Source organism: Labilibaculum manganireducens (assembly GCF_963665805.2).
Classification (GTDB): domain Bacteria; phylum Bacteroidota; class Bacteroidia; order Bacteroidales; family Marinifilaceae; genus Labilibaculum; species Labilibaculum manganireducens.
Genome location: NZ_CAXXEE010000003.1, coordinates 2,589,861 through 2,604,229, shown reverse-complemented (window position 1 = coordinate 2,604,229; position 14,369 = coordinate 2,589,861). Strand labels below are relative to the sequence as shown.

Below are 14,369 nucleotides of genomic sequence, written 5' to 3'. Positions count from 1 at the left end.
GCCCCTTTAGGAGTTTGGGGTAAAGTATTCAACTTTAAACACATGCTGCCCCAGCAAAACTTGGGGTGAAACAATTCATAGTTTACTTTTCATCTGGTGAATGGCGGGCAAAAAAATATTACCACGGAGTACACAGAGGTTCACAGAGTTTTCTTTTCTTCTTCTTCGCGTTAGGTTGTGTTCTCTATGGTATCTTTTTGAAATATTGTATTTGTGTTAGCGGGTAAAATTCCGAAGGAATGACAAATAGGAAATCCACATATCATCTGTTATTCTTACCACCCCTAAATCCCCTAAAGGGGACTTTCCAAACCGACTGCTCTTTTAAGCCTCTTTAGGGGTTTGGGGCAAAGTATTCAACTCTAAACACATGCTGCCCCAGCAAAACCTAAAGTAAAACAATTCATAGTTTACTTTTCATCTGGTGAATGGCAGGCAAAAAAATATTACCACGGAGTACACAGAGGTTCACAGAGTCTTCTTTTCTTCTTCGTGTTGTGTTGTGTTTCCCCTAAAGGGGACTTTCCAAACCTATTGCTTTTTTAGGCTCCTTTAGGGGGTTGGGGTAAAGTACACCACTCTAAACACATTCCATATTTTACTTTTCACTTTCATCTTTCATAATCTCTGATAAAAAGAATACCTTAGTTGGGTTTTAGAAAATAACCATGCATATTATTCCGTTATGAGGATAATAAAAACACGAACAACTACTTACAAAAAATTATCGATAAGTGGTGTCAGTCGCCGGAAGACTTATCTGCTTGTTGTAGTTCATTTAGAAAAGATTCATTGCTAATAATATAAATTTTGAAAATGGCTAAAAAAACTCCTGACCATTGGCTGACAATTGCTAAAAAGATCAATTCTATTGCACAGTCTGGGTTGGCTTTTACTAAGGACAAATATGATAAGGAACGATACGAAGAATTACGCGATTTGAGTATTCAAATTTTTAATAATATCACAGAAATTGATTCAGAAAAACTGGAATTTGTTTTTAACCGGGATGTTGGATATCAAACTCCAAAAGTTGGTGTGCGAGCAATGATCTTTAAAAATGATAAGATATTATTAGTTAAAGAAATAATGGATAACAAATGGAGTCCACCTGGAGGATATGCAGATAATGGAATGCTGCCAAGTGAAATAGCAATTAATGAAGTCAAAGAAGAATCTGGTTTTGATGTTAAGCCGATTAGAATACTTGGGTTAATCGATTATAATAAGCACCAGAATAGACCATTCCCATTTGATATATACCAACTATTTATGGAATGCGAGATTGTTGGAGGAGAAGCGAAAACAGGTTTGGAGACAAGTGATGTAGGTTTCTTTGACATTAATGATTTGCCTGAATTATCAGTGCGTCGGGTAACAAAAGATCAGATTTTGAAAATGTATGAATTATATAAAAACCATAATCTTCAACCTATTTTTGATTGAAAAGATATAAAACGAACCGCAAAAGCTAAATTGTCACGGGCTGTGATTAGCAGTTCGAAGTTTAGAGCAATTAGCAAAGAGGCATCCATCATCAACAAAGCCCTATATTTTTTTGCCTGAATTGGGAAATGCCAATGTTTACAGGCTTTTCATGATGCTTGTGCTTGTTTCGCTTTGGAGCGGAGGTCTTTTCGGCATAGCAATAGTGTCATTTGTAAGGAGCGGAGGCTTTTCAGTCATAGCAATAGTGTCATTTGCAAGGAGGGAAGGCTGTTTTTTGTTGGCAAAAGCCTGATTGTTTTGGAGCGGAGGTCTTATTGACATCAAAAAGGAGGTTTTTATCTGTGCGAAGACCCTTTTTTTATCAGAAAAGCAGTGTCGCAGTAATGCGAAGGGACTTTAGCCACAAAAATAGAACCATCTGTCTGATGCGACGAGGGTTCCGGCATCAGAATATAGTCATCGTTCTCGCGAGGATAGGGTTGCGGTATTAAAAAACAGGCATCGCTCTTGTGCGGATGTTTTATTGGCATAACAATGGAGTCATCTGCTTGGTGCGACGGTGATTTTGACATCAAAAAACAGGTGTCGCCCTTAAGCGAAAGCTTCATCGCCTGTATGGTGAGGAAAGAAAACCCCGCAAAGAAATGATCTTTGCGGGGCATGTATTTTTGGTAAAGAGCCGTTTACCTTCTGGCTTTATCTAACAATTTTAAATCAGCCAATGCAATTGCGGTTGCTGCTTCAATAATTACCGGAACACGTAAAGCTATGCAGGCATCGTGACGGCCTTCTATCAATAAATCTTCCACTTCGCCTTTGGCAAAATTCATGGTTTTCTGATTTTTGCCAATCGATGAGGTTGGCTTTATGGCTACGCGAAATACCAACTCGTTTCCGTTGGTAATTCCTCCGTTGATTCCTCCGGCATGATTGGTCTCCGTTTTTCCGGTTTCATCAATAAAATTATCGTTGTGTTCCGAGCCTTTCATTTTGGCCGCAGCAAAGCCTGAACCGAATTCAATTCCTTTGGTTGCTGGTATCGCAAAAATAAGATGCGATATCATCGATTCAACAGAATCGAAAAAGGGTTCGCCGTATCCGATAGAAAGGTTATTGGCTCTGCATTCAACAATTCCTCCAACAGAATCGTGCTGCAGCAAAGCATCTTCAATTGCAGCATCAAAATCGCTTTGTCCGCCAACTTCGGTAAGCTTGGCATCAATTTTCACATCACCTAGAATCTTTTTCGCTACAACACCAGCAGCTACTATTCCAAGGGTGATTCTTCCCGAAAAATGACCTCCTCCGGTATAATCGTTGTGTCGGCCAAATTTATGCTGAGCTACAAAATCGGCATGCCCGGGACGCGGACTGTCCAACAGATTGCTGTAGTCTTTCGATTTGGTATTTTTGTTATGGAACAGGATGATTAGCGGGGCACCCGTAGTTTTTCCCTCGAAGGTTCCACTCAATATGCTGGGCATATCTGCCTCAATTCTTGGGGTTGTACCTCTTGCGCCGGATTTTCTGCGGCTTAAATCGTGCAGAAGATCTTCATCGGTCAGGTCAATTCCTGATGGACATCCATCAATTGTGATACCAACTCCTTTACCGTGAGATTCTCCAAATATGCTAAGTCTAAATATTCTTCCGAAATTATTCATTTATTATCGTTATTAGTAACCAGTCATTAGTAGTTCGTAAAAATAGCCAATGTTTATTTTTCATTGGTAAGTATCGAATAAAAATTTTCTTCATTCAGTATTTGCACGCCATTATTTGTTAGTATTTCAGCGGCAAATCCGTTTCCTTCTTTGTATTTACCCGTGAAACTGCCGTCATAAATTTTTCCGTATCCGCATGACGGACTGTTGGCTTTTAAAATTGCCGTTTTACAATTCAAGGCTTTTGCCACATTCGCGGCGATTTCGGCACCCTTGGTAAATTGGGCTGTATAATCATTTTGATCCCGCCCAATAACCTTTAATTCGTTATTGATTCTCACTATTTCGCAAGGGATACGTGGCGTGCTAAGGCCTCCTAAATTTTCCGGACACAGGGCGATGGCTTTGTTTTCGAGAACCAGTTTTTTAATTTCAGGAACTTCGTTGCTTTTTCCATCGTATCTGCATTCGCAACCGGCCAAACAAGCACTGACTATTATCATTTTTTTACTATTAAGTAAGAATAAGGGGGGTGAAAAGTTTGAATTGATTGTCATTCTGAGCTTGTCGAAGAATCTTTGTGTTTGAATAGCAGATGTTTCGACTTTGCCTAATATGATGTTTTCAAGTCAACTTTACTTTTCAGACACCCTATCTTTATTTATACAAACTGACTGTCGAAATAGAACTGCGCCACGCCGCCACCAATTTTTCGTAAATCCGTAAAGAATTCAGGATACGATTTTGCAACGCATTCGTGCTGACCTATTTCAATCGGACTTGGTGATGCCAAGGCTGTTACGGCCAGTGCCATGGCAATACGGTGATCATTATTACTTTTTGCCAGTCCTCCTTTTACTCTGCCACCAGGAATAATCATTTCATCACCTTCGATGCGAATCGGGACTCCAAGCTTTAAAAATTCTTTTTTCAGCACTAAGCCACGATTACATTCCTTATGCTCTAATCGGTGAACTCCCTTTATTCTGCTTTCTCCCTCACAGTAACAGGCCAAAGCCACCAAAGGAGGGAAAAGATCAGGGCTGTGTGTGGCATCAAAATCAAAGGCATTTAAATCTTTTTTCTCAACCGTTAAATTGTTTCCTTCCCATGTAATGGAAGCGCCGCATTTTTGCAAGGCATCCAAAATTGCCTTATCGGCCTGATAAGAATCCGGATTCATGTGTTCCAGTGTTACAATTCCTTTCAACGCTCCGGCAACTAAAAGAGGAGCTGCAGAACTCCAATCAGCTTCAATTGTGTATTCTGTTGGTTGATAAATTTGATTGCCTTTTATCTGAAAGTTTTCGTAATTATCATGTTCTATTTCAATACCAAAATGCTTTATTAAATCGAGAGTCATATTGATATAAGGAATGCTTTTTAGATCTTTTACTTTTAGTGAGGTATCTTCTTTTCGCAAAGGCAGAGCCATTAAAAGTCCGGTGAGGAATTGAGATCCAAGCGATCCGTCAATTTTCGCAAAATTACTTTTGTAGCCGCCTTTTATGCGGATGGGCAGGAATCCCTTGCCGGGATTTTCACATTCAATACCCAAATTTTCCAATCCTTCAATAATATTATGAACGGGTCTTTTTAGGATACTGCCCGTTCCCGTAATTTCCATTTCATCCGGTTTCAGAGCAACAATGGGAGAGAACATTCTTAACGAAAGTCCGGATTCCCCAACATGAATGTTTTTGGGAGCTTCGCTTACTTTGGAAGTGATCTCTACCGAATTTTCCTTTTTGGTGACTACCGAACCCATTCGCTGAATGATATTTGTTGCGGCATCAGCATCTTCACATTTGCAGGGATTGTGAATTACAGAGTTTCCGTTGGCCAACATTGCAGCGGCTAAAGCTCTTTGCATCATGCTTTTCGAGGAAGGAGGCGTTAGTCTTCCTTTAATGGTTGAGGATTGAATTCGAACTCTCATAATTTTGGGTGTTAATGCGGTTAATTAGGATTGGCACAAAGCTCAATTACCTTGTTTTTCAGTTCATCAATAGGAAGGGTAACAATTGTGGCTTCTCCTATTTTTTTGAGTAGAATAAAATCAATAGTCGATCGGTTTTTCTTCTTGTCCTTGATCAGATATTGATTAATCGTGTCAGCTGAAACGTCATGATCCAGAGGTAATTCAAATTTTTGCAGTAAGTCATCAACTTTTTTTGCATCAGCATCGCTTAGTTCACACAATTCCCGAGACAATTGGCAGGCTAAATTCATACCGACCGATACCGCTTCGCCATGAGTTAAGTCTGAATTATTTTCAATGGCATGACCAATGGTGTGACCGAAATTCAATTTCTTTCGTTCTCCTTTTTCAAAAGGATCACCTTCAACAACCTCAGTTTTAATTGAAACTGCCCGGTAAACCAAGTCTTCCATCAAATTCGGATCTAAATTCAGAAGTGCATCACAGTTCTCATTCAGGAAGTTATAAAGGTTTTCATCTTTAATAAAAGCATGCTTAATTACTTCACCAAATCCACTTCTAACTTCACGTTTGGGCAAGGTTTTAAGCAAGACAGGATCGCAAATCACAAACTTTGGAGGATTGAAAATGCCAATCATATTCTTCAGTTTGCCAAAATTGATTCCGTTTTTTCCGCCAACACTGGCATCCACCTGAGACAGCAAGGAGGTGCTGATGAAACCAAATTCAAGACCCCGCATAAAAATAGAAGCCACAAAACCTGTTACGTCAGAAACCAAACCACCGCCCATTCCTAACAGAAAACTATTTCTGTCGGCACCTCTTTCAAGCAGCTGATCAATGATCTTTTCAACAGTTTGCCAGTTTTTGTTTCCTTCTCCGCAACCCATTACGATATAATCGAACTGGTTGATGAATTCAGAGTAGTGCCGGTAAATGTTCTCATCGCAAATTAGAAAGCATTTTTTCTCTGGCAGGTAGTTCTTAATCCTGAGATAAGATTCTCCTACAAAAATGCTGCTGTTTTGCTTTTCGATGTGTATGGTTTTCATTTTTTCTGAGTAGTTGGTACATAGCAGTTAGTACATAGCAGCCAGCCAAAATACTAACTACTATATACTAATTACTACTATCTATGAATTCATAATTTCTTCCTGCTGGTTGATAGATTCCTGGTGGATTGCTTTGAATAAGCTGTTAATGAATTGCTCACTAAAGCCTTTTTTCTTACCATTTTCCATGCTTTTCTCCAGAATACTTCCCCAACGTTTGTTTTGCAAAACGGTGATGTTGTTTTCTTTCTTGTAGTGACCAATCGTTTTGGCTACCTGCATGCGGTTCTCTAATAATTCCAGTAATTTTTGATCGAAATCATCAATTAAGTGTCTTAGTTCGCCCAAGGTATTGTCAACCAATTCATTTGGTGCCTCAGGATCACGAAGTACCAGGTTAGCTAAAAGTTCCTTAAGAGCGACAGGGGTTAATTGCTGTTTGGCATCGCTCCATGCTTCTTCGGGTTTGCAATGCGACTCAATAATTAATCCTTCGTAGTTTAAATCCATCGATTTTTGAGCGATTTCTTCAAGTAGGTCACGATCTCCTGTAATGTGACTAGGGTCGCAAAAGATAGGAAGCTGCGGCATTCTTCTTTTCAATTCAATTGGAATTTGCCATTGAGGATCATTCCTGTATTTCAATTTTTGGTAAGTTGAAAATCCACGGTGAATTGCAGCTAATCTGGTTAATCCAACAGCATGAAGTCTCTCAATTGCACCCATCCAAAGCTCCAAATCAGGATTAATTGGATTTTTCACCAAAACAGGAATGTCATGACCGCGCAACGCATCAGCAATTTCCTGAACAGCAAATGGATTAACTGTGGTTCTTGCGCCAATCCATAAAATGTCTACCCCTGCTCCCAATGCCAATTCAACGTGACGGGCGTTAGCTACTTCTGTAGCCGTAATCAATCCGAATTCTTCTTTTACTTTTTGCAGCCAGATTAATCCTTTTGCGCCAATTCCTTCAAAGCTGTTCGGACGGGTACGTGGTTTCCAGATTCCTGCGCGGAAAATCGGAATACCTGCAGCTTTAATTCCTCTTGCTGCATCCATCACTTGTTCCTCGGTCTCTGCGCTGCAAGGTCCTGCGATAACCATTGGGCGGGTACTAACGTCAACCGGCCAGCTGCTTAGATCCTTAATTTCCAAATTCTTCATTGTATACTGTTTTTTTACTCTTTTCGGAGTGATTAAAAATATGGTTTTTTTACTTAGATGATATTTTGTACTATTTGTTTTTTTTAACTAACCCCCTGTCAAAGGAGCCTGTAATTTTATCTTTTTACTTCTTACTTTGTCCTTTATCCTTGTCCTTTATCCTTGTCCTTTATCCTTGTTCCTTGTCCCTTTGTTAAGCTCTGTTTCTAATTTTTGCTGTTTGCTGAATGGTATCTTTTTCGTTCTTTTCTTTCTGATCAAGAACCCTTCTGATGTCGTTTGCTTCAAATATTAAATCATTAACACCATTCAAATCGTCTTCCTCAATTAAATCTTTAAACTGTTGAAGGGTATTGATGTATTTTTGAAGCACTTTTCCAATGTTTTTCTTGTTCTGCTGAAAAATTGGTGTCCACATTTCGGCCGAACTCTTTGCCAATCGAACAGTAGAATCAAATCCACCACTCGCCAATTCAAAAATGTGTTTTTCTGATTTTTCTTTGTGCAATACCGTTAACGATAAGGCGAAAGCACTAATGTGTGATAAATGAGAAACGTAAGCCGTTTGTCTGTCATGCACTTCAGCATCCATAAATACACATCTCATTCTCAGGCAATGGAACATTTCTGTAATCAGCTTTACTGCTTTTTTATCGGAATCTTCAGGATTACAAATAATGGCACATTTTCCATCGAACAATCCTGAATGAGCGGCCTGCGGACCTGAAAATTCAGTTCCCGCCATTGGGTGAGCAGGTACAAACTGATTTCTTTTTGGATGATTTGCAACCGACTCTATCAACTGTTCTTTGGTTGATCCTAAATCAGTAACAATCTGATGATCTATTAGATTCATAATGTTTGGTAATGCCCGTAAGCAAGCATCAACAGGAATCGCTAAAACAACCAGATCTGATGATTGTATTGCACTTTTTAAATCCTGAATTTCATCAACGAGGCCTAATTTTTTAGCCGCGTGAGCATTAAGAGCGTTGTTATCAACTCCAATCACTTTACTGACAAAACCTCTTTTTTTCAAATCAAGAGCTATCGATCCTCCAATTAATCCCAATCCTATTACTGATAGTATCATTGTTTCGAATTTTTCTATTCTAATTTTCTTTAATTCTATTAATGGCTTCTTCAATTACTGCCTCATTGCTGCACAACGAAATACGAATGTATTTATCTCCCTGATCTCCAAAAATTCCACCTGGAGTGATAAATACTTTTGAATCTTTAAGAACTTTATCACTTAGTTCGTAGCCATCCTTGTATTTTTCAGGAATTGCAGCCCAAACAAACATTCCACCCTGATCTTCTCTAGGAGAACACTCAATCAGATTCATCAGCTTAAAAACCAAATCCCGTCTGGTTTTGTATACTTTATTGATGGAGTCGTACCAGCTTTGATCCTGAGCCAAGGCTTTAGCCGCAGCTTGCTGAACCGGATAAAACATCCCTGAATCCATATTGGTTTTTACTTTCAATACTGGTTCCAGCATTTCCGCTTTTCCGCAAATCATTCCAACTCTCCAGCCCGGCATATTGTGCGACTTACTTAGAGAGTTTAACTCGATGCAGCAATCTTTTGCTCCTTCAATGCACATAATACTCATCGGAGAATCGTTAAGAATGAAGCTGTAAGGATTGTCATTAACAATCAATATTTTGTGTTTTCTGCCAAAAGCAACCACTTTTTCCAGTAATTCTTTGCTTGCCCGTGCTCCGGTTGGCATATGAGGATAGTTGATCCACATGATTTTCACCTTGCTTAAATCTCTTTTTTCAAGAGCATCGAAATCAGGATGATAATTATTTTCCTCAACCAATGGATAAGAAACAATTTTTCCACCTAATAGATTGGTTACCGATGTGTAAGTAGGATAGGACGGATTTGGAATTAAAACTTCGTCGCCTTCATTCAAATAAGCCAGTGAAGTAATCATGATTCCTTCTTTCGATCCCATTAAGGGCAATATCTCGTTGGCCGGATTTAAATCTACATCGAAAAAGTTTTTGTACCATTTTGCGAATCCTTCGCGTAAAGCCGGTATTCCCTGATACGATTGGTAACCGTGACTTTTTGGATGTTCACAGGCTTCCTTAAGCATTCCCCAGGTATCTTCCGAAGGGGACATATCCGGATCACCTATTCCCAGATTGAGAACTTTTACTTCACCTTCGTTTAGCTTAGCTATCTCCTTCAGTTTTACTGAGAAATAGTACTCTTTAACTCCTTGGGTTCTGTTTGCTGGTTGAATCATTATTCTTGCGGTTAAAATTTTGGTTCTGTTTCAAAAAAAAATCCTGCTCGCTTGGAACAGGATTTTTGTTATACTTTTTACTTAAAATTAGGTATAAGGCATCCCGCCCGGTTGTTGTTGTGCCAGAAATAAAAATAATAATATCGAAATGCCAATCCTGAATTGTTCATTGTAATTTTTATATGAAAAAGGTCTTACCTGTTGGGCAAGACCTTTAAATGTATCTGTTCGAGTTGTTACATATCAATTCTTGCCCTTATCGTTGTGGATAATAGAAATACCAAAAATAATAAAAGAAAGTACTGAATGATTTCATAGTAATAATCAATTGTTTCATTATTGTCTGCACCAAATGTAGGAATTATTTCTTATCCTGCAAATCTATTTTTTAGAATTAATGAAATGCTAACGTTTGAATTCTATTGGTGTATTCGTTTGGAGGTATAGTGAAATAAGGCAATTTGAGCTTTTTTGCTAAATAATTAGAAAAATATTATTATTTGATTAATTGGGTTAAAATAGGGGGGGTGCAAGATAATTTGAGCTTTTTGTATGTAATACCTTATTGCAAATTGGGGTGGTGCTGAGTGATGATGGCGTTTAAATTGGGTTTGTGTAATTAAAATAAAAAAAATAATATTGGCTGTAAGTCTTTGTTTTAAAGGAAAAGTTTAACTTATCTCTCATGAGATCTGGATAATTTGTGAATTTAGATTTGGAATTTGAATAAATTATTAATTAGATTTGTAGGAAGAAAAAAAGAAATATGATTGGAATGAATAGCAAATATTGGTGGTGGCACATTTACAAACTCTCAAAACCAGAGCAGAGGTGACCCCCGTATGTGCAAAATTTAGTTCCTAAAATATAGTTAAGAACACAGCAAACGGCCTACTGATACTCAGTAGGCCGTTTTTTTTTTGAATCGAATTTAACTAACAACCAAATGATAAAGTTTAAATACCTAAAAAAAGAATTACTTGCCGATGTAATTACTCCGGTGAGTATGTATCTGAAATTGAGAGATCGGTTTCCGGGTGCAATATTGTTGGAGAGTTCGGATTACCACAGTCCTGAAAACGCCAGTTCCTTCATTGCTTTGGAACCAATTGCCAGCATCACTTTAAAAGATGGGCAGTTGATTGAAGAGATGGAAGGCAAAAAAGAAATTTTTGATGCCAGAGGCAAAGGCAAACGCTTTGTTTCGGGCAAGTTAAAAAACTTTGTGAATCAATTTGATCTGGAAGGAAAGGAAAATGTACCCAAGGCAAATGCACTTTTTGGTTATACAACTTACGATGCAGTTCCTTATTTCGAGGATTTGAATTTTAATTTGGACAAAAAGCAGTCGGGTATCCCGCAAATGTGCTATTCTCTTTATCGGTTCATCATTGAGGTAAATCATTTCAACAATACATTAAAGATTATTGAATTGGTGAAAAACGGAGATCAGTCCAGAATACGTGAAGTTTCTGATTTGTTGAGAAATAGAAATCTGCCGGCTTTTACTTTTTCGATGGAAGGTGAGGAGCAATCGAATATGGACGATGATACTTATAAAAAAATGGTGACTTTGGGTAAGAAGCACTGCAAAAGAGGTGATGTTTTTCAGATTGTTCTTTCCCGTCAGTTTTCACAAGCTTATAAAGGTGATGATTTTAATTTGTACCGTGCTTTGCGGTCAGTTAATCCATCGCCTTACTTGTTTTATTTCGATTACGGATCGTTCCGGATCATGGGATCATCGCCTGAAGCGCAGATTGAAATTAAAAACAAGAAGGCATACATTCACCCAATTGCCGGAACATTCAGAAGAACAGGTGATGCAGTGAAAGATGCTGAATTGGCCAAGGAGTTGTTGAAAGACGAAAAAGAGCAGGCAGAACATGTGATGTTGGTCGATTTGGCCAGAAATGATTTGAGCCGCGATGCACAAAATATAAAAGTAGAAACCTTTTGCGAGGTGCAGTACTTTTCGCATGTAATTCACTTGGTATCCAAGGTTTCCGGCGAACTTCCCGGTGACTATAATCCCTTTCAGTTAATGGGAGATACATTTCCTGCAGGAACCTTATCGGGAGCACCAAAATACCGCGCTATGCAGTTGATCGATGAATACGAACCAACGGCAAGAGGTTTTTACGGCGGTTGTATTGGTTCTCTGGGATTTAACGGGGAAGTAAATCAGGCAATCATGATCAGAAGTTTTATGAGCAAGGACAATCAGCTGTATTTTCAGGCAGGAGCCGGAGTGGTCGAAAAATCGAAAGAGGAGAATGAATTAAACGAAGTGGGTAATAAATTGGCAGCCTTGCGAAAAGCAATGGAACTGGCACAAAATATATAGGGTATGAAGATTTTAGTTTTGGATAATTACGATTCCTTCACCTATAATTTGGTGGAATATTTACGAAAGTTAGGTGCGAAGGACATTGAAGTGCACAGAAACCGGGAAATCGATTTGAAAGAGGTAGCTAAGTTCGATAAGATTCTATTATCCCCTGGTCCCGGAATTCCTGACGAAGCAGGCATTTTAAAAGATGTGATCCGCGAATATGCTGCCACTAAATCGATATTAGGCGTTTGTTTGGGAGAACAGGCAATTGCTGAGGTTTTTGGAGGAAGCATTGAGAATTTGGATAAAGTATATCATGGTGTGGCTACTTCGGTTTTCCGAACAGATGATAACAAAGGTGTTTTACAGGGAATCGATCAGAAGTTTACGGCAGGAAGATATCATTCATGGAATGTAACCAAAGAGAATTTGCCGGATTGTTTACTGGTTACCTGCGAAGATGAAGAAGGACAGATCATGGGAATCCGCCACAAGGAATATGACGTGCAGGGTGTTCAGTTTCATCCAGAGTCGGTTTTGACTCCTAATGGATTGAAAATGATTGAAAACTGGTTAAAAAGTTGAAAAAGTCAAAAGTCTGGAAAGGTCGAAGAGTCGGTGTTTGCGATAAAAATTAATGCACGAACTACTCCTTACTAATTACCCTTTACTAACTACTAATTACTAAAGAACAATGAAAAATATACTTCACCATTTATTTGAACACAAAACCCTAAAGAAAGAGGAAGCGAAAGAGGTTTTAATTCAGATTACAAAAGGGAATTTTAACGAATTTCAAATTACGTCCTTTTTAACGGTTTTTATGATGCGAAGCATAACTGTTGAAGAATTAACAGGATTTAGAGAAGCTCTTCTTGAATTGTGCATTCCTGTTGACCTGTCGGAATACAATGGCGTTGATTTGTGCGGAACCGGAGGCGATGGGAAAAACACCTTTAATATTTCAACCTTAGCTTCATTTGTGGTGGCCGGGGCGGGAGAAAAAGTAACCAAACACGGAAATTACGGCGTATCTTCTTTTTGCGGATCGTCTAACGTGATTGAGCATTTGGGATATCAGTTTAAAAATAAGGAAGAGGATTTGAAACGGGATCTGGATAAAGCAGGAATTTGCTTTTTGCACGCTCCTTTATTCAATCCAGCCATGAAAAATATAGCACCAATTCGTCGCGATTTAGGGGTTCGCACCTTTTTCAACATGTTGGGTCCCTTGGTAAATCCATCACGACCAAAGAATCAGATTGTCGGGGTTTTCGATTTGGAACTGGCCCGTTTGTATCAGTATTTATTGCAGGAAACAGATTCCAGTTATACAATCATTCATGGAATTGATGGGTACGATGAGGTTTCCCTGACCGGAAAAGTGAAATTGATTGGCAACCAAATAGAAGAGCTGTTGGAGCCGGAAGCATTTGGGAAACGGAAATTGAATCCGGAAGAATTGTATGGTGGCGAAACAGTAGAGGAAGCGGCTAAAATTTTTGTCGATATTTTGAAAGGAAAAGGAACTTATGCACAAAATTCGGTAGTTACGATCAATGCAGGCCTGGCAATTCATTGTCTGCATCCTGAAATCAGCAGGGCCGATGCCATTGCAAGAGCAGAAGATGCTTTGCTTTCGGGAAATTCGTATGAGGTGTTGAAAAAACTGACAAAAGGAAACCAGGCATGAATGCAAAACAAAATATATTAGATAAAATTGTGCAGCAAAAATTGGCTGAAGTGGCTGTACAGAAAGAGCAGATGCCTATTTTTCAGTTGATGGAACAGGAGAATTTCAAACGGACTTGTTTCTCAGCCAAAGAATCGATTGCCAGAACAGGAGCTTCGGGTGTAATTGCAGAATTCAAACGTCAATCGCCATCGAAGGGAGTAATTAACGGAACAGCAAAACCGCAGGATGTAGTAAAATTGTATCAGGATGCGGGTGCTTCGATGGTTTCGGTACTGACTGATGAGGTGTTTTTTGGCGCAAAGGCAGAAGATTTTAGTACGGCCCGCAAGACTTTAAGTATTCCATTGCTGCGGAAAGAATTCATAGTCGATGCTTATCAGATTTACCAATCGAAAGCAATGGGAGCAGATGTAATTTTGTTGATTGCAGCGATATTGAGTCCGCAGCGATGCAAGGATTTTGCCTTTATCGCAAAGGATCTGGGTATGGAAGTATTGCTTGAACTGCACGATGAATCGGAATTAGAGCATGTGAACCGCTTTGTCGATTTGGTTGGGATCAACAACCGGAATCTGAAAGATTTTTCGGTTGATACCGATCGGTCAATCCGATTGGCAGCCAAACTACCTGAAGACATGATTCGTGTAGCCGAAAGTGGTTTGGATAGTCCTGAGGTGGTTCGGAGGATGAGGGAGAATGGTTTTCAGGCATTTTTAATGGGAGAATATTTCATGAAAACAGAACAACCGGGTTTAACCTGTCGTCAATTTATATCGAATCTGTAGGGACACGCCATG

General features: G+C 39.0%; 12 protein-coding genes. 5 read left to right on the top strand and 7 right to left on the bottom strand.

Annotation, left to right across the window (positions count from 1 at the left end; all coding sequences use genetic code 11):
- Window positions 1–816 precede the first annotated feature (816 nt).
- Window positions 817–1,446, top strand: a complete 630-nt coding sequence (locus ACHZAX_RS10050) for an NUDIX hydrolase (protein WP_101308581.1) — start codon at window positions 817–819, stop codon at window positions 1,444–1,446.
- A gap of 686 nt (window positions 1,447–2,132) precedes the next feature.
- On the opposite strand, the gene ACHZAX_RS10045 is transcribed toward ACHZAX_RS10050, so the two are convergent.
- The 7 genes from ACHZAX_RS10045 to ACHZAX_RS10015 form a co-directional block, all read right to left on the bottom strand.
- Window positions 2,133–3,113: a chorismate synthase gene (locus ACHZAX_RS10045; protein ID WP_101308578.1), complete on the bottom strand. Its 981-nt coding sequence runs from the start codon at window positions 3,111–3,113 to the stop codon at window positions 2,133–2,135.
- Between the two features lie 53 nt (window positions 3,114–3,166).
- Complete coding sequence (locus ACHZAX_RS10040) at window positions 3,167–3,616, bottom strand: 2-thiouracil desulfurase family protein (RefSeq protein WP_320019013.1); 450 nt, start codon at window positions 3,614–3,616, stop codon at window positions 3,167–3,169.
- Between the two features lie 158 nt (window positions 3,617–3,774).
- Window positions 3,775–5,052: a 3-phosphoshikimate 1-carboxyvinyltransferase gene (aroA, locus tag ACHZAX_RS10035; RefSeq protein WP_320019012.1), complete on the bottom strand. Its 1,278-nt coding sequence runs from the start codon at window positions 5,050–5,052 to the stop codon at window positions 3,775–3,777.
- A 20-nt stretch (window positions 5,053–5,072) separates the two neighbouring features.
- Window positions 5,073–6,107, bottom strand: coding sequence for a 3-dehydroquinate synthase (gene aroB, locus ACHZAX_RS10030; protein ID WP_320019011.1), 1,035 nt, complete (start codon window positions 6,105–6,107; stop codon window positions 5,073–5,075).
- Window positions 6,108–6,188: 81 nt separating this feature from the next.
- Complete coding sequence (locus tag ACHZAX_RS10025; protein ID WP_320019010.1) at window positions 6,189–7,274, bottom strand: bifunctional 3-deoxy-7-phosphoheptulonate synthase/chorismate mutase type II; 1,086 nt, start codon at window positions 7,272–7,274, stop codon at window positions 6,189–6,191.
- Between the two features lie 193 nt (window positions 7,275–7,467).
- Window positions 7,468–8,367, bottom strand: a complete 900-nt coding sequence (locus ACHZAX_RS10020) for a prephenate dehydrogenase (protein WP_320019009.1) — start codon at window positions 8,365–8,367, stop codon at window positions 7,468–7,470.
- A gap of 19 nt (window positions 8,368–8,386) precedes the next feature.
- Entirely contained in the window at window positions 8,387–9,541 is a 1,155-nt protein-coding gene (locus tag ACHZAX_RS10015) for a pyridoxal phosphate-dependent aminotransferase (RefSeq protein ID WP_320019008.1), read from the bottom strand.
- Between the two features lie 946 nt (window positions 9,542–10,487).
- Between ACHZAX_RS10015 and ACHZAX_RS10010 the strand changes: the two genes are divergently transcribed.
- From ACHZAX_RS10010 to trpC, 4 genes are all read left to right on the top strand, one after another.
- Entirely contained in the window at window positions 10,488–11,888 is a 1,401-nt protein-coding gene (locus tag ACHZAX_RS10010) for an anthranilate synthase component I family protein (protein ID WP_320019007.1), read from the top strand.
- A gap of 3 nt (window positions 11,889–11,891) precedes the next feature.
- Complete coding sequence (locus tag ACHZAX_RS10005; protein WP_101308571.1) at window positions 11,892–12,461, top strand: anthranilate synthase component II; 570 nt, start codon at window positions 11,892–11,894, stop codon at window positions 12,459–12,461.
- Between the two features lie 109 nt (window positions 12,462–12,570).
- Window positions 12,571–13,569, top strand: a complete 999-nt coding sequence (trpD, locus tag ACHZAX_RS10000) for an anthranilate phosphoribosyltransferase (RefSeq protein WP_320019006.1) — start codon at window positions 12,571–12,573, stop codon at window positions 13,567–13,569.
- Complete coding sequence (gene trpC, locus ACHZAX_RS09995) at window positions 13,566–14,357, top strand: indole-3-glycerol phosphate synthase TrpC (RefSeq protein ID WP_320019005.1); 792 nt, start codon at window positions 13,566–13,568, stop codon at window positions 14,355–14,357. Before trpD ends, trpC begins: the two co-directional genes overlap by 4 nt.
- Window positions 14,358–14,369: the final 12 nt, after the last annotated feature.

Coding starts and splice junctions, on each gene's coding strand:
- ACHZAX_RS10050 (WP_101308581.1), top strand. CDS start 817: ATGGCTAAAAAAACTCCTGACCATTGGCTGACAATTGCTAAAAAGATC.
- ACHZAX_RS10045 (WP_101308578.1), bottom strand. CDS start 3,113: ATGAATAATTTCGGAAGAATATTTAGACTTAGCATATTTGGAGAATCT.
- ACHZAX_RS10040 (WP_320019013.1), bottom strand. CDS start 3,616: ATGATAATAGTCAGTGCTTGTTTGGCCGGTTGCGAATGCAGATACGAT.
- aroA (WP_320019012.1), bottom strand. CDS start 5,052: ATGAGAGTTCGAATTCAATCCTCAACCATTAAAGGAAGACTAACGCCT.
- aroB (WP_320019011.1), bottom strand. CDS start 6,107: ATGAAAACCATACACATCGAAAAGCAAAACAGCAGCATTTTTGTAGGA.
- ACHZAX_RS10025 (WP_320019010.1), bottom strand. CDS start 7,274: ATGAAGAATTTGGAAATTAAGGATCTAAGCAGCTGGCCGGTTGACGTT.
- ACHZAX_RS10020 (WP_320019009.1), bottom strand. CDS start 8,367: ATGATACTATCAGTAATAGGATTGGGATTAATTGGAGGATCGATAGCT.
- ACHZAX_RS10015 (WP_320019008.1), bottom strand. CDS start 9,541: ATGATTCAACCAGCAAACAGAACCCAAGGAGTTAAAGAGTACTATTTC.
- ACHZAX_RS10010 (WP_320019007.1), top strand. CDS start 10,488: ATGATAAAGTTTAAATACCTAAAAAAAGAATTACTTGCCGATGTAATT.
- ACHZAX_RS10005 (WP_101308571.1), top strand. CDS start 11,892: ATGAAGATTTTAGTTTTGGATAATTACGATTCCTTCACCTATAATTTG.
- trpD (WP_320019006.1), top strand. CDS start 12,571: ATGAAAAATATACTTCACCATTTATTTGAACACAAAACCCTAAAGAAA.
- trpC (WP_320019005.1), top strand. CDS start 13,566: ATGAATGCAAAACAAAATATATTAGATAAAATTGTGCAGCAAAAATTG.